22 protein-coding genes, 2 pseudogenes and 1 riboswitch are annotated in these 23,661 nt (G+C 47.0%); of the genes and pseudogenes, 14 read left to right on the forward strand and 10 right to left on the reverse strand.

Going from position 1 to position 23,661, the window contains the following annotated elements; all coding sequences use genetic code 11:
• Positions 1-161 precede the first annotated feature (161 nt).
• From ACYQ8U_RS12760 to ACYQ8U_RS12770, 3 genes are all read left to right on the forward strand, one after another.
• On the forward strand, positions 162-3,137 hold the full coding sequence (locus ACYQ8U_RS12760) for an RNA-binding domain-containing protein (protein WP_459945932.1): 2,976 nt from the start codon (positions 162-164) through the stop codon (positions 3,135-3,137).
• 325 nt (positions 3,138-3,462) lie between these two features.
• Positions 3,463-3,828: a hypothetical protein gene (locus tag ACYQ8U_RS12765; RefSeq protein WP_459945933.1), complete on the forward strand. Its 366-nt coding sequence runs from the start codon at positions 3,463-3,465 to the stop codon at positions 3,826-3,828.
• 11 nt (positions 3,829-3,839) lie between these two features.
• Positions 3,840-4,175, forward strand: a complete 336-nt coding sequence (locus tag ACYQ8U_RS12770) for a hypothetical protein (RefSeq protein WP_459945934.1) — start codon at positions 3,840-3,842, stop codon at positions 4,173-4,175.
• A gap of 350 nt (positions 4,176-4,525) precedes the next feature.
• On the opposite strand, the gene ycaC is transcribed toward ACYQ8U_RS12770, so the two are convergent.
• Positions 4,526-5,152 carry an isochorismate family cysteine hydrolase YcaC gene (gene ycaC, locus ACYQ8U_RS12775; protein WP_459945935.1) on the reverse strand — a complete coding sequence of 209 codons (627 nt, stop codon included), beginning with the start codon at positions 5,150-5,152 and terminating at the stop codon, positions 4,526-4,528.
• Positions 5,153-5,543: 391 nt separating this feature from the next.
• Between ycaC and ACYQ8U_RS12780 the strand changes: the two genes are divergently transcribed.
• The 5 genes from ACYQ8U_RS12780 (at position 5,544) to ACYQ8U_RS12800 (ending at position 8,360) form a co-directional block, all read left to right on the forward strand.
• Positions 5,544-6,017 (forward strand): PcfJ domain-containing protein, encoded by a 474-nt coding sequence (locus ACYQ8U_RS12780; RefSeq protein ID WP_459945936.1) that lies wholly within the window; start codon positions 5,544-5,546, stop codon positions 6,015-6,017.
• A gap of 347 nt (positions 6,018-6,364) precedes the next feature.
• The gene (locus ACYQ8U_RS12785; protein ID WP_459946066.1) at positions 6,365-7,123 is read left to right on the forward strand and encodes a M23 family metallopeptidase; all 759 of its coding nucleotides are present in this window, start codon (positions 6,365-6,367) and stop codon (positions 7,121-7,123) included.
• A gap of 48 nt (positions 7,124-7,171) precedes the next feature.
• A complete protein-coding gene (locus ACYQ8U_RS12790; RefSeq protein ID WP_459945937.1) occupies positions 7,172-7,711 on the forward strand; it encodes an SLC13 family permease in 540 nt (179 codons plus the stop codon).
• Positions 7,712-7,750: 39 nt separating this feature from the next.
• Positions 7,751-7,993, forward strand: coding sequence for a type II toxin-antitoxin system Phd/YefM family antitoxin (locus tag ACYQ8U_RS12795; protein WP_459945938.1), 243 nt, complete (start codon positions 7,751-7,753; stop codon positions 7,991-7,993).
• Complete coding sequence (locus ACYQ8U_RS12800) at positions 7,983-8,360, forward strand: type II toxin-antitoxin system VapC family toxin (protein WP_459945939.1); 378 nt, start codon at positions 7,983-7,985, stop codon at positions 8,358-8,360. The genes ACYQ8U_RS12795 and ACYQ8U_RS12800 overlap by 11 nt, the downstream gene beginning before the upstream one ends.
• Positions 8,361-8,520: 160 nt before the next feature.
• Here the strand turns inward: ACYQ8U_RS12800 and ACYQ8U_RS12805 are convergent, their stop codons facing one another.
• The 3 genes from ACYQ8U_RS12805 to ACYQ8U_RS12815 form a co-directional block, all read right to left on the reverse strand.
• Positions 8,521-8,739, reverse strand: coding sequence for a type II toxin-antitoxin system Phd/YefM family antitoxin (locus tag ACYQ8U_RS12805; protein ID WP_459945940.1), 219 nt, complete (start codon positions 8,737-8,739; stop codon positions 8,521-8,523).
• A gap of 1 nt (position 8,740) precedes the next feature.
• Positions 8,741-9,133 carry a type II toxin-antitoxin system VapC family toxin gene (locus ACYQ8U_RS12810; protein ID WP_459945941.1) on the reverse strand — a complete coding sequence of 131 codons (393 nt, stop codon included), beginning with the start codon at positions 9,131-9,133 and terminating at the stop codon, positions 8,741-8,743.
• Between the two features lie 141 nt (positions 9,134-9,274).
• Entirely contained in the window at positions 9,275-9,433 is a 159-nt protein-coding gene (locus ACYQ8U_RS12815; protein ID WP_459945942.1) for a hypothetical protein, read from the reverse strand.
• 213 nt (positions 9,434-9,646) lie between these two features.
• On the opposite strand from ACYQ8U_RS12815, the gene ACYQ8U_RS12820 reads away from it, so the two are divergent.
• Positions 9,647-10,123 carry a PcfJ domain-containing protein gene (locus ACYQ8U_RS12820; protein WP_459945943.1) on the forward strand — a complete coding sequence of 159 codons (477 nt, stop codon included), beginning with the start codon at positions 9,647-9,649 and terminating at the stop codon, positions 10,121-10,123.
• Between the two features lie 239 nt (positions 10,124-10,362).
• On the opposite strand, the gene ACYQ8U_RS12825 is transcribed toward ACYQ8U_RS12820, so the two are convergent.
• On the reverse strand, positions 10,363-10,890 hold the full coding sequence (locus ACYQ8U_RS12825) for a rhodanese-like domain-containing protein (RefSeq protein ID WP_459945944.1): 528 nt from the start codon (positions 10,888-10,890) through the stop codon (positions 10,363-10,365).
• A 280-nt stretch (positions 10,891-11,170) separates the two neighbouring features.
• A riboswitch (cyclic di-GMP riboswitch) is annotated at positions 11,171-11,249 on the reverse strand.
• A gap of 314 nt (positions 11,250-11,563) precedes the next feature.
• On the opposite strand from ACYQ8U_RS12825, the pseudogene ACYQ8U_RS12830 reads away from it, so the two are divergent.
• Positions 11,564-11,857, forward strand: a pseudogene (locus ACYQ8U_RS12830) (BrnT family toxin).
• Positions 11,829-12,056 (forward strand): CopG family transcriptional regulator, encoded by a 228-nt coding sequence (locus ACYQ8U_RS12835; protein WP_459945945.1) that lies wholly within the window; start codon positions 11,829-11,831, stop codon positions 12,054-12,056. The pseudogene ACYQ8U_RS12830 and the gene ACYQ8U_RS12835 overlap by 29 nt, the downstream one beginning before the upstream one ends.
• Positions 12,057-12,141: 85 nt before the next feature.
• Here the strand turns inward: ACYQ8U_RS12835 and ACYQ8U_RS12840 are convergent.
• Positions 12,142-12,345: pseudogene (locus ACYQ8U_RS12840) on the reverse strand (HigA family addiction module antitoxin); the annotation flags it as partial.
• Positions 12,346-12,677: 332 nt separating this feature from the next.
• Here ACYQ8U_RS12840 and ACYQ8U_RS12845 point away from each other — a divergent pair.
• Complete coding sequence (locus ACYQ8U_RS12845; RefSeq protein WP_459945946.1) at positions 12,678-13,124, forward strand: DsrE family protein; 447 nt, start codon at positions 12,678-12,680, stop codon at positions 13,122-13,124.
• Between the two features lie 156 nt (positions 13,125-13,280).
• Here the strand turns inward: ACYQ8U_RS12845 and ACYQ8U_RS12850 are convergent, their stop codons facing one another.
• Entirely contained in the window at positions 13,281-14,036 is a 756-nt protein-coding gene (locus tag ACYQ8U_RS12850; RefSeq protein ID WP_459945947.1) for a SagB/ThcOx family dehydrogenase, read from the reverse strand.
• Between the two features lie 362 nt (positions 14,037-14,398).
• Between ACYQ8U_RS12850 and ACYQ8U_RS12855 the strand changes: the two genes are divergently transcribed.
• Complete coding sequence (locus ACYQ8U_RS12855) at positions 14,399-15,334, forward strand: YceI family protein (protein ID WP_459945948.1); 936 nt, start codon at positions 14,399-14,401, stop codon at positions 15,332-15,334.
• 143 nt (positions 15,335-15,477) lie between these two features.
• On the opposite strand, the gene gstA is transcribed toward ACYQ8U_RS12855, so the two are convergent.
• Complete coding sequence (gstA, locus tag ACYQ8U_RS12860; protein ID WP_459945949.1) at positions 15,478-16,086, reverse strand: glutathione transferase GstA; 609 nt, start codon at positions 16,084-16,086, stop codon at positions 15,478-15,480.
• A 398-nt stretch (positions 16,087-16,484) separates the two neighbouring features.
• Here gstA and gshA point away from each other — a divergent pair, with 398 nt between their 5' ends.
• The gene (gshA, locus tag ACYQ8U_RS12865) at positions 16,485-18,065 is read left to right on the forward strand and encodes a glutamate--cysteine ligase (protein WP_459945950.1); all 1,581 of its coding nucleotides are present in this window, start codon (positions 16,485-16,487) and stop codon (positions 18,063-18,065) included.
• Positions 18,066-18,073: 8 nt separating this feature from the next.
• On the opposite strand, the gene ACYQ8U_RS12870 is transcribed toward gshA, so the two are convergent.
• Positions 18,074-21,898 (reverse strand): translocation/assembly module TamB domain-containing protein, encoded by a 3,825-nt coding sequence (locus tag ACYQ8U_RS12870; RefSeq protein ID WP_459945951.1) that lies wholly within the window; start codon positions 21,896-21,898, stop codon positions 18,074-18,076.
• Positions 21,895-23,649, reverse strand: a complete 1,755-nt coding sequence (locus ACYQ8U_RS12875) for an autotransporter assembly complex protein TamA (protein ID WP_459945952.1) — start codon at positions 23,647-23,649, stop codon at positions 21,895-21,897. Before ACYQ8U_RS12875 ends, ACYQ8U_RS12870 begins: the two co-directional genes overlap by 4 nt.
• Positions 23,650-23,661 lie beyond the last annotated feature (12 nt).

The raw sequence follows: 23,661 nt of genomic DNA on the forward strand, positions 1-23,661 counted from the left end.
GGAATTATATTGACTTTGAAACAATCCTCTGAAATGAATTTTCAGACGTTATGATTTAATCAAGGAAATGTCGACTCATGATCACAATCATCAAAAGTTCATTGAAATGATTCGTAATTGCAAGCCTTAGCACTATCGTTGAATCTATTAAAGGAATCAAAATGAATAGTAGTATAGAAACCATTACTAACGACTTAATAAGATTAGAAGAAAATGAATGGTTAGAGTTTAAATCATATTGGTATTGGAGTAATAATGAAAAGAACAGAAGTAAAGGTTGGGGGGAATTTTTAAAAGACTTTTCTGCATTGATAAACACAAACAGTGAAGTAACCTCAAAAAAATATCTAATTTGTGGTTTCGACGAAAAAAAAAGAGAATGTCAAGATTATAATATTGATATCAACAAAGAGCAGATAAGTCTATTCTCAAAATTGTCAGATGCCAAAAACAAAATTATAGCTAAGCTAAAAACTCATTTCAAAAATACTCCATTGTATCAAGATTCAGATGACCTCATAAATATCGAATCTGTATTTGATTTGCATACTGTAAGAATAAACAATAAAAATGTTTTAGTAATTGAAATCTTCCCAGCACCTTATCTGCTAGAAATAAAAGAACTTCTTCAATCAAATGAATCTTTTCGTGAAGGTAACATAATTATACGTACGCTTAAGAGTGACAATACCCCAGAAAACAAAAATGCGACAACAGAGAAAATATTGCTTTTAAAAGACAGTGTATTAAAAAGCAGGGTCGAATACTATCCAAGCCGGAACCTATCAATTAGAAGTACCGTTGAAGCTTTTAAAGATAAGTATTTTCCTTCTTCTAATTGCGCCAAGATTGCTGAATCTAAAAAGTCATCATCCGGATTATATTTTGAGATATATAGCATAACTGGCGAATATTCTACGCCATTTGATTTTCTATACTTCTCAAAATACACATCTCGAAAAGCAACAATAGAATATATACTGCAGGCCAACTATGTAGCCAAAGGAATAAAGAAAATATTTCTAATAGACGAATTTAACCCAAAAGGAGGCATAGCAGACAAGCAAAGATTAGAAAAGCAGGCAAAAGAACATTGGAAAGAGGTTGAAGTCTATTATTTAGAGGAATTTTCACTTCAAAAAATATACAATGGGCTATTCGACCCGAATATCTTCCATCAAGGAAACTTTAACATAAAGAATTTCGTACAGCCGTTTACAGAAGAAATAAGCAGCAAAAGTGCTGATATTCTTTTAAAAGAGTGGTATGCAGAAGTTGACAACCCTCTATTGGTTATAAAAGGGACTGGTGGTATTGGAAAGACTACCGTTTTAAAGTATTTTCTTGATATCCTATACAAAGACATCTTTAAGGATGAGAGAGCTAATATATTGTTCATTAGCTCACATGAGATCATTAACGAAATAATGCGTCACACTTCCGTAGAAGATCTTTTTGATTTTTATGCTGTCGTCGCAGAGAAAAATAGCGTTGGAAAACGATTTAATAAGAAATTATTAGAACTGTCTATAGATAATGGAAACCTAATAATAGCACTGGATGGTCTTGATGAAGTAATAACAAAAATGGGTAGCAAGTTTAATGTCAATACATTTATTGAAGCGATATTTAGCAACTATTCTCATAACTTGGCAAAGTCTAAGATTATCATTACTTGTCGCGATTATTTTTGGGATAAAAACAACATATCACGTGATATAAAAACAATAACACTAAGCGCCTTCAATGAAGAATTAACAAAAAAATATTTTTCTTATTTTTTTGATTCAGGAAAGCTTGACAAGGCTCTGAGTCTTGCAAACCATTTTGCAATTTCTCGCGAAGATAAAAACATTTATATACCATATATATTGGATATGATATCAGAGAATCTTCTGGATGATTTTTCTTCTGGAGAAATTGACAGCAACCTCCTTTTACCTGCAATTTTTACCAATGACTATTTAGTTGGAAAAGTGTGTGAAAGAGAAGTTATTAAACTGGAAACATTACCTATAGATGAGCAGATTAACCTTTTTACAAACATAGCTACAGATTTTGATGGTGTAATTCATCATCAACATTTCAAGGGGTTAAAAGATTCCTTTGGAAGAAAATATAGTGGAACTGCAATTGAGAAATTCAAAGGTCATCCGCTTATAATTAACGACGAAAAAGGAGAAACAATTAGATTTCGTTACGATTTTTTTACAGATTATTTTAAAACAATTTCGCTTTCTTCTTTTCTGAAGAAAGAAGTCTATGACAATATATCCGACGAGTTAATAGATGTAATTATTGACCACATTAGCTATGATAACAGCTTTACTAAAGCAGTATTGAAACGAATCGAAGAATTAGACTTAGAAAATCTTCAATATCGAATATTGAATTTTACTCAAAAAGTGATTCCAGCATTAAACATTAATAAGGAAATATCAAGAAGAATAAATTCCTCACTGTTTTTATTAATATTAGCTAAGGATAAAGTTTGTACTGTTGATAGTAGAACAGCACTATTGAAAGATTTTTATGCAGACAGTGATGGAAATATTGAAAAACTACACATAATAAATCTTCATTCAAGCAACAAAGCTAAGCCAATTTTCGATTTCAAATCGATAAAATTTACCAACTGCCATTTTGAAAATTACGAATATTTTTTTGATTGCAAATATGATCTCAATACACATTTTTCTTACTGTACTTTCATTGGTCCATTAAATAAAGAAAATTCTACAACCAAGATGACTCTTGATAACTTTGATTTTTCTACATGTGACGACTTTGCATGTATAGAAGAACAGTTAAAGCAGAAATATAGCGCACTAAAAGAGCGAGAAGATGGCAAGATAAACGAGATAAAAAAAGTTATTAGATTCTTCTGGTCAAACGGTGCTTTTAAAAATAAATTGGCAAGTGAAATACGCAAAAAATTTAAGTCAAGAAATGACATTATCGATAAGTTAATAAAAAATAAGGTAATTATTACTACGACAACCAACACCAGACAAAAAAGAAATGATCTAATTTACTTAATAAATCCATACTATAGCAACTTGCGTAAAATAATTGAAGAAAATCAAACCTGTAATGAATTTGAGAAAATAGTTACATTTTTTTACGATAGCAATTAGTTAATACGCCCTGCAGTAACTCCCCTTTTAAGGTGGTGTTTTTAGGGATTACGTTTAAACTTTCAGGAGTCAAAATATTTCATATCGATCAAAACATGTTTTTTTTCCTGAGAGCCTGGGATTGTAATGACCAAATTATATTAGCTCTTTTGTCTACATTTTGTTACATGTAGCGTAGTGTCAGGCTTTTTTTGTCACCTAATAATCAACAATAGGTTTGCAACTATTTGCAATTTATTGTATCACCCTAAAGTCAATGCTTTCTGATATTCACCAATCTCAGATTATGGTACTCAAGATGAATGTGCGTTCCTGCAAAATACACTTGTTAATTATTTTAATTTCATTATTACTGAGTTCTTGTGCCACTGATGTAGCAAACAGGTACTATGCAACTGAGAGGTACGCTTCAAGACCTGTAGCTGAGGTTGAACTTCTTACTTCTGAACCTACTGAACCATACATAGTTGTTGCAGATTTTCAAATGAGAGGTGAATCTGCCAACGGTATGCGAAAAAGAGCCGCAGATATTGGCGCCGATGCTGTAATAGTGACGATTTTGGGAGGCTACTACTCCGGAACAGAAGAATGGGCAGGAAAGGACTATTACAAAGGAAAAATAGAAAATAACAAAATTGTAGGTACATATACAAGGATTGTTGGGACTGCCATTAAATATCAAAAAGACTAAGGGGGCAAAAAATGAAAATTGGTTGTTATATTTTAACTTGTATTTCTATAATGTTATTATCCGCTTGTGCAACTGTGGATGTAACAAAAACAAGTAAAGGTTACAATCCACCGACAGATCCAAATTCTATTGAAATCATCATGACAAAACCTGATTTCAATTATACCGAACTTGCATCTATTACAGCAGCAAAACATGTACCTTCAGAAACAGCTAAAATGCACAATTCTTTAAGGGCAAAATCTGCTCCTCTAGGGGCTACCCATGTTATTTTGTTGAATCAAGGAATTGACCCGGGAGGGCTCCTTTGGGCAACAGGCGTGGCAATTAAAAAGGACAACCCTTGACGAATTCCCTTTGATTGTTTGTTGGTAAACTTCAAAAACTCTGGTCCTTTGAGATCAGGGTTTTTTTTTGCGTTAGAGTCCTCGTCGATTTTTTCGTATGGTTACTCTATATAATCTTTGATCGTGACTGCTAAATCTTTAGCGACATTTTTTCTCTATTAAGTGTCAATTACTTTGTCCAGTTCGCGACGATTATCTTGTCCGGTTTTGCCGGTTCACCCGCTAAATTTAAATCCACCTACCGATTTTCAATTTTCAGCACTTATAAAAAATGCTCTGAAATGTTCACTGGCGCAAGGTGGCAGTGTGCTGAACAGGGTATCTGTACGGGCAACTTCTCCTGAATCCATTTACTTGTTCAGTGCGAAATAACTTGTCATGAGGTTACGATAGTTTGGAATATGATTGGACAACAAGGCGCCCAGTCCCTCCATGTCGTTACGCCAATCGCGGTGGAGTTCGCAGGCCATGCCGAACCAGTTCAGAAGCTGTACACCCGCAGCCTGCATGCGCAGCCAGGCACTGTGTCTGGTGACCTCGTTGAATGTACCGGAGGCGTCGGTGATGACAAACACATCGTAGCCTTCTTCAACAGCGGATAATGCAGGGAAGGCAACGCAGACTTCTGTCACGACTCCAGCGATGATGAGCTGTTTGCGGCCCGTTTTCTTGACCGCGCTGACAAAATCCTCATTGTCCCAGGCGTTAATCTGACCGGGACGGGCAATGTATGGCGCATCCGGGAATGTCTCTTTCAGTTCCGGAACCAGAGGACCATTCGGCCCATTTTCGAAGCTCGTGGTTAAAATGGTCGGCAGTTTGAAATACGCTCCGGCAGCAGCCACTGCCAACACATTATTCTTGAACTCGCCGGGCGAGAAATCCTGCACGAGTGAGATAAGACCAGACTGATGGTCCACCAGCAGCAGGGCCGCTTCGTCCCTGGAAAGGCGTTTGTAGCTGTAGTTTTTATCCATGATTCATCCCTCCTTATGTAGATAGATGCAGGTGAGAAAAAAGCATAAGCACTTAGGACACATTCTCAAGATGACAAGGATGATCTGCTCTCTGATGACAGACTTATCTGGCCCTTGCGGAAATTCCTTTCCTTGAGCGAATCCTCGACAGTCCGGGGATTTCTCAGCCCCACCTAATACTCTTCTCTTAAGTCCGGCAAGAAAACGAAACAGCATGCAGACTACTGGCGGCATGACGATGGCGGAAAATTATGAAAAAAAATGCATGGGGGGGTCGCTCTGTGATACCCCTGGTATGTCATAGTGTCATTGTAGGATCGAGAAGGGGGACAGGATGTGGTGGGACAGTCACATCTTATGATGACTATCAACGTCTGGAGGTACAACGAAAATGCTCTCTCAATCGAAAGTAGAAAATTTGCCGGCCATTTTTGCAACCGAATTAACTGGTGAGACCTTAGTCGAAAAGCGATCGGGTAAATGGAAGTGTACGTTGTCCGAAACGCTTGTCGGTGAATATCTGATAATGCCGTTAACTTCGGCCAAGCTGCTCAAGGTGGAAGGCTCCCTGATGAATAATTGCTGTCGGGACTATGTCGGCCGGTGCCTGGAGTCGACGTACTGTCTTTTTTCCATCCGCACCAGATCCGGAGAACGTCTGGCCACCCTCGGCATTGCTTGTGATGATGATGGCTATTGGCGCTTTGATCAATGTTTGGGACCGTCGAACGGTAATGTCCTGGAAGAACCACACCATTATCTTGATGAAGACGGGGTGCCGCAGACAGAATGGTTTGCCACTGAACTGTATTACGTCGCCCACGATGTCGTCAGATTGATGAACTCGACTGCCTGCTGCCACTGACTGGTGGTCGTGAGGTATATTGGTCTGCCGCCAAGTGAGGTTTTTTGTCGGGGAAGGACAGCCCCTTACTAAGGCTGAGAAAATAGTCTCAATCGCCCTTACCGAGCATTTGATTTACATTTCCATTTTTTTTAATAAAAAATGATTTAATGACATGCCGTTGACTTAACTATGATTTACACTGGACGAGACATGGATCCAAATGGAGAAGTAAGATCGACCGCTGTTGCCGGCGCAGGCGGTCTCGCCGGGCAAGGCACCCCAGCGATTTTGCAGGAATAGTTTCTACAGGCATGAGTTCCGACCCGTCAGTGGCAAACAAAGCAGAGCGACGCACACATCCTATTTTGAAGCATGTGTTGTCCATCGTCTTCGGCGCGCTGTGCGGCGCGACCTCCATTCTCGTCTTCTTCATCCTGCCTGCGCCTTTGCAGCCACAGGCAGTGTTCTGTTCGCATCTGCTGGCGGCAGGCGCGCCATCGGTAGTCAACAACCCACCACAACAATCCGCCACGCCGACAGCAAATGCGAGCGCAGCGCCCGTGACGGATGTTTCGCCCCCATGGCTGTCACCAGCGATAAAAATATATGCCGCCAGCTCTTCCTCGCCGCAATCCACCACAGCGACTGCAGTACCGCCGGTGATGGTGGTCCGGCCGTCGACCGAGATTCCTTCGAAGCCCCTGTTGATCCCGGTCGTGGGTATCAAGGCCAGCCAGTTGACCGACACCTACACCAATGCACGAAGCGGAGGTCGTATTCACGACGGAATCGACATCATGGCGCGGAGGGGAACTAAGGTGATCGCAGCGGACGATGGCACAGTCGTGAAACTGTTCTACAGCAATCAGGGCGGACTGACCGTCTACCAGTTCGATCCCACAGAAAAAATTGTTTATTACTACGCGCACCTGGACAGCTATGCGCCGGGCCTCGTGGAAGGCAAACAATTACGAAGTGGCGATCCAATTGGTCTGGTCGGTTCCAGCGGCAATGCCAGCGATGCGGCGCCGCATCTGCACTTCGAGGTCTCCGTGCTGGGTCCGGAAAAAATTTGGTGGAAGTCAACGGCGATAAACCCTTATCCTTTGTTGCGCGAGCGGTGACAGGAAAAATCTTTGAGATGAATCAAGCAAAGATACAACTCTTTTCACTTGGTATCACGAAGGTGGGGGTGGTGTAAATTTTCCGGTTACGGGAGGCGACAAGAATACTCGTTTAAGAAGATCCAGAGAGAATGGCTCTTTTCTATTCAAAGGCAGAAGATTGCCGAATATCTCACCGCGCTAATCTTTTTTACCGGGGCGATACTGTTGGCCATCGCTCCACCGGGGATCGTCTTTTCCGGTTTTTCTTCCGGTGCCTTCTGGCTTATTTTCGGCGGTCTTATCCTCGGCGTCGGCATCAATGTCACCGGCTTGGGGACAAGAATCGCCGGCAAAGCGGCGCACCACCTCAATCAAAGTTATGCCCGACTCATCGCTGGGCTGGTCTTCTTCGGTGCCCTGTTCGGGTTGTTGATGCCCTCTGCCCTGGGGCGCGTGATCCTGCTGGTGCCCATCGCCATGAACATGGCCGACCATTTCGGCTTGCAGAAGGGGAGAAGAAGGGGAGGATTCCGACACTATTGCCGATGTACCGACGACAAGGCAGGAAGTCGGCCATATTTCATCTTGAGCCCTTCAAAAATTTAATGTATACTTGGACTATACATTTAGAAAAGGGGGCTCACCATGAAAGCTACTGTGGTAGATTTAAGATATAAAATGAACGATGTGCTTAAGGCTTTAGAAAGAAATGAAAAAGTGACTGTTCTATATCGTGGCAAAGTCAAAGGAATTTTGGTTCCAGCTGGGGGGAGTACGCACCTGAAAATAAGAGAACACCCATTTTTCGGAATGTCATCTCAAGATGAAAGCCAATCTGTGCCAGATGTTATGAAAGAATTGAGGAGGCCTCGATACGATGATATTTGACACAGACATTTTTATCTGGGCTCAACGTGGCAATGAAAAGGCGGCAAATCTATTCGAAAAAGAACAAGAAAAATATCTCTCCATCCAGAGCTACATGGAGTTACTGCAGCACGCAAAAAATAAAACTCAGCACAAATACACTAAGGATTTCTTAACGACATTCGGATTTATTGTTCTTCCCCTGACAGAGAATATTGGCCATCGGGCTTCTATATACATTGAGGAATACACTTTGTCGTCCGGCCTTGGCTCAGGTGACGCTATCATCGCAGCCACATCAGTCGAAAATAATATGCCCCTGGCCTCAAGTAACGTCAAGCATTTCAGGGTAATAAAAGAACTGCAGCTTAAAGCATTTAAGCCTTGAACAAATGGCCGGCGTGAATCTTTTCGAGGCCTTTAAGGTCTGCATTTTCCTGGCGCTGGCCGGCGTTGTGCTGCTCTTTCCCCTGGATTACTGGTGGTGGGGCGTTCTGGACTGGTTATAGGCAAGTCGTAAATGCACCAGAGAAGCGAACGCATTACTTCTACCGTTCCCTTCCTTCTCTTATAATATCAACTAGTTCGCTAGTGGTGATCTTGGCCTTTATTGAAGGAACATCAAGCGGAGATGTAGCCATTGTTTCCGGGGTAAGAGCAAACGTTCTCCCATCTTTTCTACGGATGATAATTTTTCCACTACGTTCAGCCTGCTTCAACACTGTTGCCAATTTTTGCCTGGCTTCTGAATAGGAATATACCTGCATTTTAAACCTCCAAAGTTTCGATATTGAGATTTTCGGCAATTATTCGGAGTTTTTTGTCCAGTGTCAATAAAGGTGCTTTATGCCGTATCGCGCAGTCAAGAAAATATGCGTCATAGGCGTACATGTTGTTTTCTTTGGATAAATACAAAATTTTAGAAAAATCCGTTTCGATATATCGTATTGGAATCGTATTGAATATCTGTATACCTTTGTCCGCTTCCTTCATTGATACCCTGTTTTGCTTGAACATCGCAGAAAAAGCATTGCCAATTTCCCATGGAATTGAGCCTGGTCCAATCAGGGTATTCCCTTTGGTTATTTCGATAATTGTGTCCCGTTCGGGTTCAGCAACGATCACTGCTATCAATGCAGATGTATCGATGACAAGTTCCATGGTGCTCCTTTGTCTTGAGGAAATTGTTTCTTTGAGACAATTGTACAACATTTGTCCAGTCAGTCAATAGAGGAGAGGTGGTGTATTTCCGGTTCTGGGGATACTCAAGCCGCTTGGTCATCCTGATGCCCTATCCCGACACTATTGCCGATGTGCCGGCGACAAGGCAGGAAACCGGCACATCGTCATGCCCCAGGTGGTCGGCTCTTCCCAATCGATCTTGGCATGCCAGGTGCCGCCGTTGCTCATAGGCATGCAAATGGCCGGCGTGAACCTTTCCGAGGCCTTTAAGGTCTGCATCTATCAATAAGGCCTTTAATCTAAACGTCATGACGATGGCGGCAACAAAATTATGATTTTTTATTGTTGATGGAAAAAAAGATGAAAAAAATGCAAGGGGGGGCGCTCTGTGATACCCCTGGTATGTCATAGTGTCATTGTAGGATCGAGAAGGGGAAGAGGATGTGGTGGGACAGTCACATCTTATGATGACTATCAACGTCTGGAGGTACAATGACAATGCTCTCTCAAGTAAAATTAGAAAATTTTCCGGCCATTTTTGCAGCCGAATTGGCAGGAGAGACCTCAGTCGAGAAGCGAACGGGCAAATGGAACTGTACCTTGTCCGAAATGCTTGTCGGTGAATATTTGATAATGCCGCTCACTTCGGCGAAGCTGCTCAAGGCGGAAGGCTCCCTGATGAATAACTGCTGGCGGGAGTATATCAGCCGGTGCCTGGAGTCGACGTACTGTGTTTTTTCCATCCGCACCAGATCCGGCGAACGTCTGGCCACTCTCGGCATTGCCTGTGATGATGGCTACTGGCGGTTTGATCAATGTTTGGGTCCGTCGAACGGTAATGTCCTGGAAGAACCACACCATTATCTTGACGACGACGGGGTGCTGCAGACAGAATGGTTTGCCACTGAACTGTATTACGTCGCCCACGATGTCGTCAGGTTGATGAACGTGCCTGCCTGCTGCCACTGACTGGTTATCGTGAGGTATATATTGGTCTGTTGCCAGGTGAGACTGTTTTATCGGGGACGGAATGAGGAAAGCCTTAGTAAGCGGGGCGTATCGCCTTACTAAGGCTGAAAAAATTGGCTGGCGAATGTACTGATAAAAAGTATACAAAATATGTTTGAAATATTGACGTAAGGCTATGACAGAACGATAAGTCCAGTGACGGTATATTCTGGCGGCAGGATTCGAATGGTCCTATGTTCTTAATCTTTATAGTCACCAACACCTGAATAATTATATGGCAGTCCAACAACTTTCCAACCATTTACAGTACGGTAGCCTTGATAATCTTTATCACCCTCAAATCCAGTGACCATGTTATAAACGTCTGTAAACCCAGCGTCCTCGAGGGCAATCGCTGCCGACACCGATCGTACACCAGATCGACACATAGTAATAATAGTTGCATCTTTGCCAAGTAATCTTTTGACATCCTTAACAAATTGATTATTGACAATCAGAACATCTCCTTTCATGTATCCCTCATGGTAGACCTCATAAGGCACGTTCAGCACATGTTCATAATCTAAGTATTCTCCTTCTCCATTTCGGTTTACACCTGGATGCCCAACCCAATTCCACTCCTGTGGGGTTCGCACATCCAAGATATAGGCTCCATCGTAATAAACCATGTCAGCAGCATCTTCTGGATATACATCTTCATAACCAAATGCGTTTCCTATTGGAGCCATGAATGCCAAAATTACAATTGTCGTTAATAGCTTTTTCATAATGTTCTCCTGTGATAGACCATTGACATATCAAACAAATCCTGCCGATTATGTTTGAATAATGTTTTCACGGCTAAATGAGAAAATCGACTTTATGCGTTGCACACTCGCTGTATCAGATTATTAGCACAAACATAAAGACCATACATTATGCCCTTGGAAGGCATTGATTTCATACAGATGTAGGTTCCGGGGCAAGCCCGGAATGACATTGCCGGGACTTTTCACCAGTTTATCAAAATTCTTCTGTTACACAAAAATAGCCGAACAACCTTTTAAAATAGGCAGCTCGGCTATCTGTTTTGTTAAGACCCGCAGCTTTCCGTCCCTGTCTTGCGGCAGGTTTGGCTTTATCTTGGATCAATATAGATGAATTTGAAATCAAGAAAATTTTATAACAAAATCTGACAAGGTGTCAATAATGCAGTGTAGCACAATTACAATTTCTCTCAGCAGAACGAGCGTTGAGTTTGTGAGGTATATATTGGTCTGCTGTAAAGTGAGACTATCTTGTCGGGGACGGATGAGGAAAGCCTTAGTAAGCGGGGTGTATGGCCAATCGGAACCTTTATGTAAAATATCAACTTCTTTATAACGGTCCAAGGTCCAATGTCCATACGATTAGCCATATATTTATATTGACACAAATTTTTCGACACCTTATTGTATTCGTATGACCAAAACATCTGATTTTGAGTGGGACTCATCCAAGAGCCGAATAAACACAGAAAAACATGGTGTTTCATTTGCTATGGCGCAACTTGCTTTCCTCGATCACCATCGTATTATTCTGGAGGACCTCGAGCATAGCCTGGACGAAAAGTGATATTATTGCCTCGGCAAGGTCGGTGAGGGTATCTTGACAGTAAGATTTACTTATCGAAAGTACAAAATTAGAATTATTGGTGCCGGGTATTGGCGAAAGGGGAGAAAGATATATGAAAGAGAAAATAAAATACTCGGATGAAGCAATTGGCAAGGTAAAAGTAATTGACGACTTTCTTCCCTCACCGGAGGAACTTGCCCTGAAAGAAGAAACTGTCAAAGTTACAATTTCGCTCAGCAGAACGAGCGTTGAGTTCTTTAAGAAGGAAGCAAAAAAGCACAATACCCAGTATCAGAAAATGATTCGCAGATTACTGGATGAATATTCAGCTCATCATTAAAAGCGTGACCATAACAACCCACTGGGGATCTCGTTAAAACACCAGGAGGCTGTCCGGGAACGCCCTTTTTGCTCAACTCCGCGTTTTAAAATGTGCCGGAATGCTCCTTCTTAAGATGGGCTGTTTTGGCAACCAATTTCTTTACAACGATAGCCGAAGAACGGCCACGCACCTGAGCCAGGTCATAATTCAGCTGCATCTTGAGCCACGTGTCGGCGACACCACCAAAGGCTTTTTCTAAGCGAAAGGCCATTTCAGGTGTGACACTACTTTTCTGTGCAACCACCTTATGGAGCTTGGCGGGTCAGGGCTATCCGGATTGACAAAAGCTCGCCTCACAAAAGAAAGAAGGGTTCAATAAGATTCTCTTTTACTAAACGCCACCTCCTAAACTAAAAAGTCAGGGAGAAAAATAAAGCAGTTTTCCAGGTTGGCCATTCTCGGACAAATTCCTGGTGCTAGAGTGACTGTTGTGAAGTGTTTCCTGCGCATTGATTTTGTTAAGAACTATCGCTATCCTGTGTTCTGGGAAGCGGGTCACTGAGCTTGCTGTATGCTGCTGCCCCGGTTTTTTGCCTTCGGGGTTCACTTCAACAGTAATAGAAAAAAAGGAGAATTGACATGATGCGTTCTATGAAATGTACCGCTGCACTTTTGGCTTTGCTGATGATGGTAGTGATGTCGCTGCAGTCTCATGCTGCTGATGATGAAACAAAAGGTCTTTTTGTTGTCGTCACAACACCTGACGCGCAGACACAGATGATGGCGATGGTCCTGTCCACCCAGACGATTAATCAGGGTAAGAGCGTCCGTATGCTCCTCTGCGGACCTGCTGGTGAATTGGCCGTAAAAAACAGTGAGCAGACCATGATCAAACCGCTCAACAAGTCTCCTCAGATGCTTCTTCTGGGGTTGATCGAGAGCGGCGCTACTATAGAGATGTGTCCGCTTTTTCTTCCAAATAAAGGCGCAGACCCTGCCGTTCTTATTGACGGCGTAAGCATTGCTCAACCCCCTGTCGTTGCCGAAAAGCTTCGTGAAGAAGGTGTGAAGCTCTTTACCTTCTGATTTTCGCGATTTTCCAAACCGGGGGACGAAATCCTACAGTTTATTCCATTTGTTACAGACCCATTTCTTTCCAGAAATCACCGGTCTCGCCGCAGCTCGCCGATGAACTCGACGTAATATGTCAATTATAGCCATCGGCATCATACAGATGGCGATCTAATATTTTCCCACAGGTGCGAGGTAGATAACGAATTGTTCTTTGCCATCTACCTGGATCAATTCATCCATCGCTTCCTGGTCGTAGGCTGCAATGGCACAGGTTCCAGCATCAATCGCCTCGCATGCCAGGTAGAGATTCTGGCAGACATGACCTGCGTCGAGCAGGATAACCCGATGTGCTGCCTGTAAATACCGCCACTCCATACGATAAGGCACGGTTGTCCAGATAAACGTCACCGCGCTGTCAGCGACAAACCTTTGCCCCAGGGCTGCCTGGGATAGTCTGGTTTTAAACTGGGTATCGGTGCCATATATCAGAACAAGCTCATGGGAGAGAGGAAGATAACGATACAGCCCCTGGGGTACTGTCTCCACCCGGTGAATGAACAGGTACGTCTCGAAACTGTGTCTTGCACCGGCTGAAGGCACTGTGCGGAAATGGGCAGGCTGTTTTCCCGGCTGTCTTTGTCCCTGTGTCGCCCAGAGCAGAAAGGCCAATTCTTCAACCTTCAGGAATTGGTCATTATAGTTTCGCCTGCTGCGTCGATTACCAATAGCGTCCACAAGATGAGTTTCTTTTACAACAGGACCCCAGGATGATCTGTCAGGAAGAGAGATGCGAGGTAATTTCAGATCAACATGTTCCTCCAATGGTGGTACGGGAACACCTCTGTTCTGGTCACTCTTCCGAAAATCGATAGTTTTTCGAATGCTGTCTTTGATAAAATCGCGATACACTTTGATATCATACATAGCGTTTCCCCATGGTAGAGAAGTTGATGCGTCCTGGACTATTATTTTAGCTGAGGCCATCAGGAGCAAGTCCGAGAATGCCCTTTTTCCCAAACTCTTCGTTGTTTTAGGAAAATAATGCTCGGAGGTAAGCGTAGACTCCGATATTAACTATATGCCTGTGCTTATTTTCCTAAAACGCCTCGATTTTGAACAAAATACCTATTCTCGGACAAGCTCCTCGCCTGATCAATGTTTTGTGTTTAAGGTGATGGGTATTGACAAAGGGATTTCCGTGAAGCATCCCCTTGCATTATGCACAGCAATAACAGGCCGATCGGCAGACTGAAAAGTGTAACAACTTATTTTAAATGAGGAAAGCCATGACTTCGAAATTTGACCAGAATAAAGTGAGCGTTGATGCCTTACAAACCCTCATAATGAATAAACCAGACACGGTGGTCATAGATCTGTTGTCACCCGAGCATTTTGCCGGACGGCACATCCCCGGCGCCGAAAATGTCTGTGTGTTTCAGGTTTCCTTCCTCGATGATCTGGCTGGTGTCGTTGCAGATAAACACCGGCCGATTGTTGTCTATGGTTCGAGCAGCCGCAGCCGGGATGCGGCGGTTGCCCTGGAAAAGTTGGATCGGGCCAGGTACCAGCAGGTGTCGTTTCTCGATGGGGGACTGGAGGCATGGCGTGAGGCCGGCTATGAGCTGAAAGGCGAAGCAGCCGACCGGCAGGATGACCTGCAGACGACGGTGATAGTACCTGACGGGCAATACCGGATTGATCATCAGCTAAGCGAGGTGGAGTGGGTGGGACGCAATGCAAATTCCCGCCATTTCGGTACAGTGGATATTGCCGGCGGCGAGCTCTATATCGAAGAGAGAATGATATTCGGAATGATTGAAATCGACATGACCACTATCCATAACAAAAATCTGCAAGGCAATGAATTACAGCCAGTGTTGGAAAACCATCTCCGGTCGGACGATTTTTTCTTTACCGACCTGTTTCCCAGGGCGGTTTTTACCATCAAAAAAGCCGCATGTATCGAACCCGGCTGGTTGACCGCCTGCAATTACCATGTCAACGGCGAATTAGAATTACGAGGTGTTGCAGCCGATCTTGAGTTTGATGCCACTGTGGTGCTTATGGCGGATAATTCTCTGGTCCTGGATGCCCATTTTGATATTGACCGGACGAAATGGCAGGTGATTTATGGTTCCACCCGGTTTTTTGAGCATCTTGGCATGCATAAGGTCTTTGATTTGATCAGTCTGCAGCTCCGCCTGGTTGCTGCACGACAATAACCAGAGCCCTTGCAATGCCCGGGTACCGAAAAGAGTACCCCTGAAGAGGGTACTATAAAGAGCACCCCTCAAGGGGGTACTGAAAAGAGCACTCCACAAGAGGGTACTGAACAAAGTTCCGGCCTCTATCCGGTGTGCCGGGGTCAGGAATCAAGACCCTCGGCTTTGAGGGATTCGAGCACAGCGGGCCTGCTTTTGACCCTCTTTTGAAATGCCTCGATTGGTTCGAGGTCGGACAGATCGAGGGCAAAGTTTTCCGCCCAATTTGTCACCGCGAAAAGATATGCATCCGCTACTGTAAAATTGTCGCCCATCAGGTAATCTTTACCACTCAACTGTTCTGCCACCCACTCGTATTTTTTACGCAGAGCACGGAGAGTAATTGCTTTGGCCTCTTCCGGCTGCTCTTTGTTGAACAGTAAGGAATACGACTTGTGCAGCTCCGATGAAATGAAGTTCAGCCATTCGAGCACGCGGTACCGCTCCAGCGCACCGCTCGGCGGCAGCAGGTCCTTGCGCTCGGCCTGTTCGGCAATATACTGGCTGATTACCGGGCCTTCGGCAATTTTGCTGCCATCGTCGAGTTCCAGCAGCGGCACCTGACCACGCTTGCTGATTTGAAAATAATCCTGACCATTGGCCAGTTGATGCCTGGCTAAATCGACGCGTTCCAGCTGGAAAGGCAAACCGGTTTCCCGGAGAATGATATGCGGTGCGAGAGAACAGGCACCTACAGCGTAATACAGTTTCATGGAATATCCTCTGTAAAATATGAAATGTTACTGTCAATTAAAGCTAGACCTTCTTTACGGCCGAGCTGCAGACATTCGCCCTTACCGGAAATGTCAGGTATACCCATTGATTCGGGACAGGTGAACGTTTTCAAGGAATACTGATAAAACGTACCTTGCATCCTGTCAAACGACTTGTCCTGGGGTACGCTCAAAGAACGATGGTTGGCAGGAGTTTGTATCTCTTTGCTTGACGGAGCCCCCCCGGCGATATATCCCTTACGATAAATCCCGGTGAACCAGAAGAAAATTGGGATTTTTTTTTACCCCTTGAGGGGGTAAGGCACTGACAAGATAAACTGGAAGTTGGTGTCTTTGTGGCAGGCTGTCATCCGATCATACATAACAAGAGCGAAACAGTGGAATCCAATCTGGAACAACAACTGGAGCAAGAACTGGAGCAACTTGTCGAAAACGACATCAGTTCACTTTTACAAGGTGCCCTGCGAGGCATTGAAAAAGAGAGCTTGCGGGTCGACTCTTTGGGGCAGTTGTCACAAAAAGAGCATCCGCGGGGCCTCGGTTCGGCATTGACCAATAGTACCGTTACCACCGATTTTTCTGAAGCTCTTCTTGAATTCGTTACTCCCAGTTTTGATGACGGTGCGGCAGCATTGCAGTTTCTTCAAAGCCTGCATCAATTCACCTACGGTCAACTGAGTGAGGAGCTTGTCTGGGCAGGGAGTATGCCCTGCCATATCCCCGATGCCGAGGCAATTCCCATCGCCCGGTATGGTCCATCGAATATCGGTCGATTGAAACATATATACCGGGTCGGCCTTGCGCATCGTTACGGCAAGATGATGCAGACCATCGCCGGTATACATTATAATTTTTCGCTGCCGGATGACTTCTGGCGCTCACTTCAACAGCTCCAGGGAAATACTGATTCGCTGCAGTCATTTCGGTCGTCCGGTTATTTCAAAATGATTCGCAACTTTCGCCGGTATTCATGGCTGCTTCTCTATCTCTTTGGTGCCTCCCCGACGGTGGATGTTTCCTTTTTAAAAGGGAAACTCCATCCACTGCACTCCCTGGGTGACCGGACACTGTATCTGCCCTATGCGACCTCGCTGCGTATGAGCGATCTCGGCTATTCAACCAAGGCCCAGTCTTCTCTGAATATCTGCTTTAATCATCTGAACACGTTTATCGCCTCCCTGGATAAGGCGATCCATACCCCTTATCCGCCCTACGAGAAAATAGGTGTCAAGGTCGACGGGCAGTATCGCCAGCTGAGCAGCAGTGTTCTGCAGATTGAAAATGAGTACTATAGCGACATCCGGCCGAAAAGGGGTATCCGATCAGGAGAAAAACCTCTTGCTGCCCTGCGGACAAGTGGTGTCGAATATATAGAAGTTCGGCTCCTGGACAATAATCCTTTCCTGCCGGTGGGCATTGATCGCCGGCAAACACTGTTTCTCGATGCTTTTCTGATCAGCTGCCTGCTGATGAGTGATGCAGTTATCTGTCCGGCGGAGTGCCGGATGGTGATCGACAACCAGCAGAGAGTACTGACCAGGGGGCGCGAACCAGGGCTGCTGCTGGCCACTCCCCGGGGAGAGAGCAGTCTTGTCAGCACCGGCAAAGCGCTCCTCGACAAGATAAAAATGACCGGTGAGCTGCTGGATAGGGTGCATCGGACCAAGGAGTACAGTATGGCGGTAGACGAGCAATTGCAAAAACTGGACGACCCGGATTTGACGCCATCTGCCAGGATGCTGGCGGACTTGCAGGAAACCGGACAGGAGTATACTGAATGGATTTTACAGAAAAGCCGCGAACATAAAGAGTTCTTTCTGGGTTTGGCTCCGGATGCTGCAATACTGCAGGGCCTGGCCGTGACAGCCGAAGAGTCGCTCCGTCAACAACAGCAGCTTGAAGCGGGCGATACAGTCAATTTCGATCAGTTTCTCGCCGCATATCTGGCGAATTCATGACCATACCCTCATTCTCCGGTTTCAATCATATAGATCAGGTCGCCTCCACTTGCCTTGGTTGAGGATTCCGTGACAAATTTCCAATGACTGCTGATGGTATATTGCAGCCGCAGGGTCGAGATCGGATTAAACAAACCCAATCCGTAACTGACGTACAGCTTGGGTGACAGATATTTGCCGATGACAAAGGAGGCGTTTTCCGGGTTGGTGCCCGACCCGGCCTCGCCTGGATCAACACCGAATTGATCCAGGCCCAGGCTGCCGCCGATTTTTTCCGCCACGGTATTACCCCCCTTTAATCCCAGCGCCAGTGCGGCCCGACTCAGGGCCGAGCCCTCACTGCCCGAGGTCCCGCTCAGGGGTCGCCCGAGTACGAGGTAGGAAAGCTGATTGCCCTGTGTCATGGTTGGATCAGAAAACAAGGTAAAGTCAGGCTGCCTGAGATTACCTCGCACCTGCACCCCGACAGTAATGCCTTCCTCAGGTCGGCGGAAGGCCCGCACATCGAGCCCAGGCTGGCCGATAGGCCCGCCGGGAAAGAGGATGCGCCCTTTTTCAATCACCAGTCCCTGACCATAGGCCCGGTATTCCCCGTCAACAATTTTCAGCTCACCACTGGCCGTGGTTGGCTCGCCCGGTTTATCAATAGCCAGGATATTGCCTTCAAGACGCGCCTTGAGTCCGAAGCCGTTAAAACGCACCTTGTCGCCCAGAACAGTACGAACTCGGGTATATATTTCAGGCCCGGCCGTAGTCCCTGCTTTTTCCTGTTTCTCCGACTCGATTATCACCTGATCGTCAGAAACCCTGACAGCCGATTCAGGTAAGGTCTTCACGGTGATCTGCGCTTTGGGGATCACCAGCTCACCACCCACATCTATCCTGTTTTCGCGCAGGGCGATAGCCAGGTTGGGCGAGGCGTCAACCTGTGCTTCGTGCGTGTTGATCACCCGGAAATTTTCCCCCTTCACGGTAATGTCGGCGGTACCCGCCTTCCCGCGCAAGTCAGAGGTGCCGGCAATATCCAGCTCACCGCCTTCGCTGACGGCATGGGCAGTCAGCCGGATGCCGCGCTCGCCTTCACCGGTCAGTTCTACCTGAATATCTTTCACATGCAGGCCGGGGCCTTCCAGTTCGGCGGCCCCTTCGACCAGCGCCAGGCGTCCATGAAGCACAGGCGACGCCAGACTCCCGGCGACTGCCATCTTGCCGGTCAGGCTGCCGGCGAGGCTCTTGACTTCGGGAAGCAGATCGGCAATAAAATCGAGATTCTGAATTTCCGTGGTGAGCTGCCCATTCAATGGCCGCTCCATTAACGGACTCTGTCCTGGAGAAACAGCGGCTTTCAAGGCAATTCTATCGGTCTGGGACAAGGGTATTGCCATATCGGCCTGCAATCCGCCTTGCTCCATTTGCAGGCGAAGATCAATAGGCTCGAAGGCAATTATCAAGGTGTCTTGCTGTTCATCTTCGTTCGAACCGCGCGACAGCAGACGAACCGCGGATGTCTTGAAATCAATAGCAGCGGAAGGGTCATTCTTGCCGGCTTGGCTCAAGCTCCCTTTGCCATTCAGGCTGCCCTGTACGTCAATATCAGGGGGAAGATAATGCGATACATACGAGAACGGCAGGTTCGTCAAGGTAAAATCGGCCTGGATCTTTTCTGTTGCCTGTTGGCCCTGCAGGCACAGCAGCGCCCCTGCCGATTGCCAGCAACTCTCGGAAAGCATTGCCTGTCCGGCAGAGATTTGCCCCGAAGAAGGTCTTTGCAGTGCCCAGCCGTCCAGGTCGGGGTATTTGAGGTCGGCCTGATTCAATCTGAAGTTCCAGATCATGTCCGGTTGCCCGGGATTTTTCAGGTCGCCCTGGAGGGCAATATCTGCCTGGCCACTGGAGGTATCCGCCGCCAGGGTGAAGGTATGCGCGCCAGGTACACCCCGGCCGTTGAACACAATTTTACGGAGTTCGACGCCTGCCGCATTGCCATCCGTTAAGCTGAGGGAAACCTTGGACTGGGTTTTCCCCGCCACATCAACATCAGCATCGAGATGCAACGATTGCAGGCGAGAGTCCTCATAGACCAACCCGTCTGCATTGAGGGCAGCCACTACCCGGGGGCTTTTAAGCGGCCCGGCCAAGGTTCCTTTTCCGGTGATGCGGCCTTCCGCCTTCGGCAGCAGTGTGCCAAGATCCTGGCTGTCAACCTGCCAGCGCACATCAAGCATGTCGCTCATCGTGCCGCTGACGTCAAGCGTTGTCGAGCCGGAGGACAGGGCAAGTCGTTGCAGCGTCGCGAGGTTTTCCTCATAGGAACCGGCGGCGTCCAGGGCCACCTCATAGCCTCGCAGCTGCCCCTGCACAGAAAACTGCGGCAATTGCAGCCTGGGCAGCTCATCTTTTATGCCACCCTGTGCCTGCAAGGAAAACCCCAGCTTACCCGGCCAGTCTTGCACTATTGCCCCCGGATTCAAGCCTTGTCCGACCAGATCGACATCGCCTTTCAGTTCGGGCTGCCACCTGACGCCGGCCTTTCCTTCGATTGTGCCCTCAAGCGCAGTGATATCGATCCGTGACAATGTCAGGGCCTCCCGGCTGCCCTGACCCTCCAGCAGCAGCTGTCCGTCAGTCTGCTCCGGCACGGCAACATCGGCCAGCATGCTGAGCGTATAGGCGTCAATTTTTCCATCCACGGCGATGTGTCCTTGTGGACTTTTTACCGTCGGCTGCTGCAGCGGCCATTGCAGTTGCTGCCAGTCAATCATAAGGTTAAACTCGGGTGTATCACCAAGTTCAATCTGCCCGCTGGCGATGATCTCGGCGGCCTGTTCCGCCACACTGAGCTTGAGTGCATCAAGGGTGACCGTATTCGATTTGAATCCACCGGCCAGGGTGGTATTGACGCGCCCCAGGCCTGGATCTTCCGCCCACCCGCTGAGATTGAAGGTAATATCGCCTGGATTACCTTTGCCGGTGACCGTCAACTCGGTTGTCATCGGCGGTAAATCTTTATTCAAGGCCTGCAGCGCCAGCGGCTGGACATGCAATGCAACCTCGAAGGCAAGATTTTCGACAGGATTTTGCAGCAGCACTGTGGTCTGCACATCATAAGGTTTGGCGATGCTCTGGGTGATGGTCATTTCGCGAAGGCTGCCGCTGAGGAGCGTCTGGCCATGTAGTGCGGGATAATCGGGTACTGGGACCTGCCAGTCAAGTTCACCTTGTACGGGGTAGTCGCCATGCGTCGCCAGCAGCGTTTTTCCTTCCACGCTAAAAAGCGGCGACTCGATTTTCAGAGTTGTGATGTCAACCTCCTGCGTATTGACAACAGCACTTACTATGGCGGAAACTATGAAAAAAGGTGCACTGTCCGGCTGGGAGCGAAACTCGAAATCGCGCAGGCTCACCTCGCCGAGTCGTACACCGACAGGCAGGACAATCTCTTCCGGCAAGGTTATCGGTGCTGATTCCTCTTTGGGTTGTGGTGGAACAACCTCCAGCTGGGTATAGCGGACACCTTCCACAGCGATCCTGTCAACATCCAGCACCCGGTGCAACAGCTGCAAAGGCAGCCATTGCAGCTCTATCTTGTCGATTTCAAGTAGAAACGCGTCGTTGCTGATCTTCAGTTCCCTGATCTCCAGCGGCCCGGCAAGACGGCCCTCCAGGGCACCTATTTCAACACCGGCCGGCACAAAAACCCGTGCATGGTGCCAGGCAAACTGCGTTCCGCTTTCGGTGCCAATGACCCCGAAAAGTAGTGAGACCAGCGTCACTAGCAACAAGGCAACAAGGGCAATTGTCGCAAAAGATATGATTTTGAGCAGGCGTTTCATAGATCGGCTCCGATACTGATGTGCAGGCGAAAGCTGTCGGCATCGTCATCGAGCGGCCGGGCAACGTCGAAACGGATCATACCAACCGGTGAGCGGTAGCGCAGCCCCATTCCTACCCCCTTTTTCAGGCTGGTCAATATATCGTCGCCGGCATTACCGACATCAAAAAACGTCGCCATACCAAAATTGTTATAGACCAGATAATCCGCCTCGACACTTGCGACCGTAAGATATTGTCCACCAATAGCATCACCATCGCGGTTTTTCGGGCTCAGTTCCTGATATCCATAGCCTCGAACACTCTGGTCGCCACCGGCAAAGAATCGCTGCGAGGGCGGCAGGTCGGAAAACGTCGTCGCCTGGATTGCGCCAAGCTCCCCCCGAAACAGCAACCGACCACGCTCCCTAAGGGGCAGCACCGAGCGCGCACGGATGCTGGTGTGGAGAAAGGTCGTCTCGGTCAACGGGCTTTCCACACCGCCATGTATATCGAGATTCGCACTGTAGCCCGAACGTGGAAACAGCGGATCATCCGCATAAGTGCGCGACAACTGCATGCCGGGAATCGCCAGCGTCGAGGTTTGCGTCCCATCGCCTATATCGAAATTTTCCCGTTCGAGGCTAAGGTACAGTCGGCGCCGGAATCCTAACCAGTTTTCATTGATGGCGGCACCAAGTTTGAACTGGTCGGTATCGATATCGCCTACCTGGATCCGTGATGCCGAAGCGGTAAAGGCGAGGTTGTCGGTAGCAACATTCTTGATCGGGATCAGGTATTGACTGCTGAAGGATTGTTCGATGGACGAGGCGAGAAGGTCAAAACGCACCTTGTGTCCGCGACGGTTGATCCGTCTCAATTCAGCTCCGGCGGTCACCCGTGGACCGGTATCTGTGCCGTAACCGAGCCCGGCCGTATAGCGCCGCGGTTTGGCTGCTTTGGTGTTGACAATCACCGGAATTTCGGTACCGACAGCGTTCTCGCGCTCTGCGAGAATCTCAACCTCGCTGAAATAGCTGCTGTCGGTGAGAGCAAGCTGGTAGTCGATCAACTTGCTGGTATCGAAATGATCGCCGCGTTGAAATGTGGCGAATTTATCGACAAAATTTTGATTGAGAATATCCTGTTCAACAGTGATGGAGCCAAACTGGAACTTTGGCCCCGAATCAGCTATCAGGTAAATATCGGCCTTTTGCCTGGGCGGATACACCCTCATTTCACTCTGGGTGAACCTGGCATCGATATAACCTGCATTATAGAGGGCATCGGAGAGTTGGCTTTTGGTTTGTTCATAGGCGCGATGGTCCAGCTTCCGGCCGGAAATAATTTTTGTTGAAGCCAGCGCCTCCTTGACGGATGGTTCTTCACCGCCTGCACCGTTTACCCGGATTTCGACATGTTCCAGTAGAGTAGGGGGCCCGGGGGCAATCCGGTAAACGGCCTGCCACACGCCGTCGATCTTGTCAAGCTGCGCATCGATCTCGGGTTCATAATAGCCGAAGGGTTGCAGGGCCTGGCGAATTTCTTCCGGTGCCAGACGATGCAGCCGCTGAATGGTGGGCTCAGACAACGCCGGCTTCTCCTCTTTATCATCAAGGCTGAAGCTTTCCAGCAAGCCCACTTCCTGCTCTTTCGCTGTGGTGCTGATACTGAGCGAAATCTCCACGTTTTGCAGCACATCACCGGTAACACCAGTGACTTCGACGTCGAGCTGCTCCGCGGCAAGCGCCCATCCTGTTGAATTGATGCACAAGAGACAACAAAA

Source organism: Desulfocastanea catecholica (assembly GCF_054657295.1).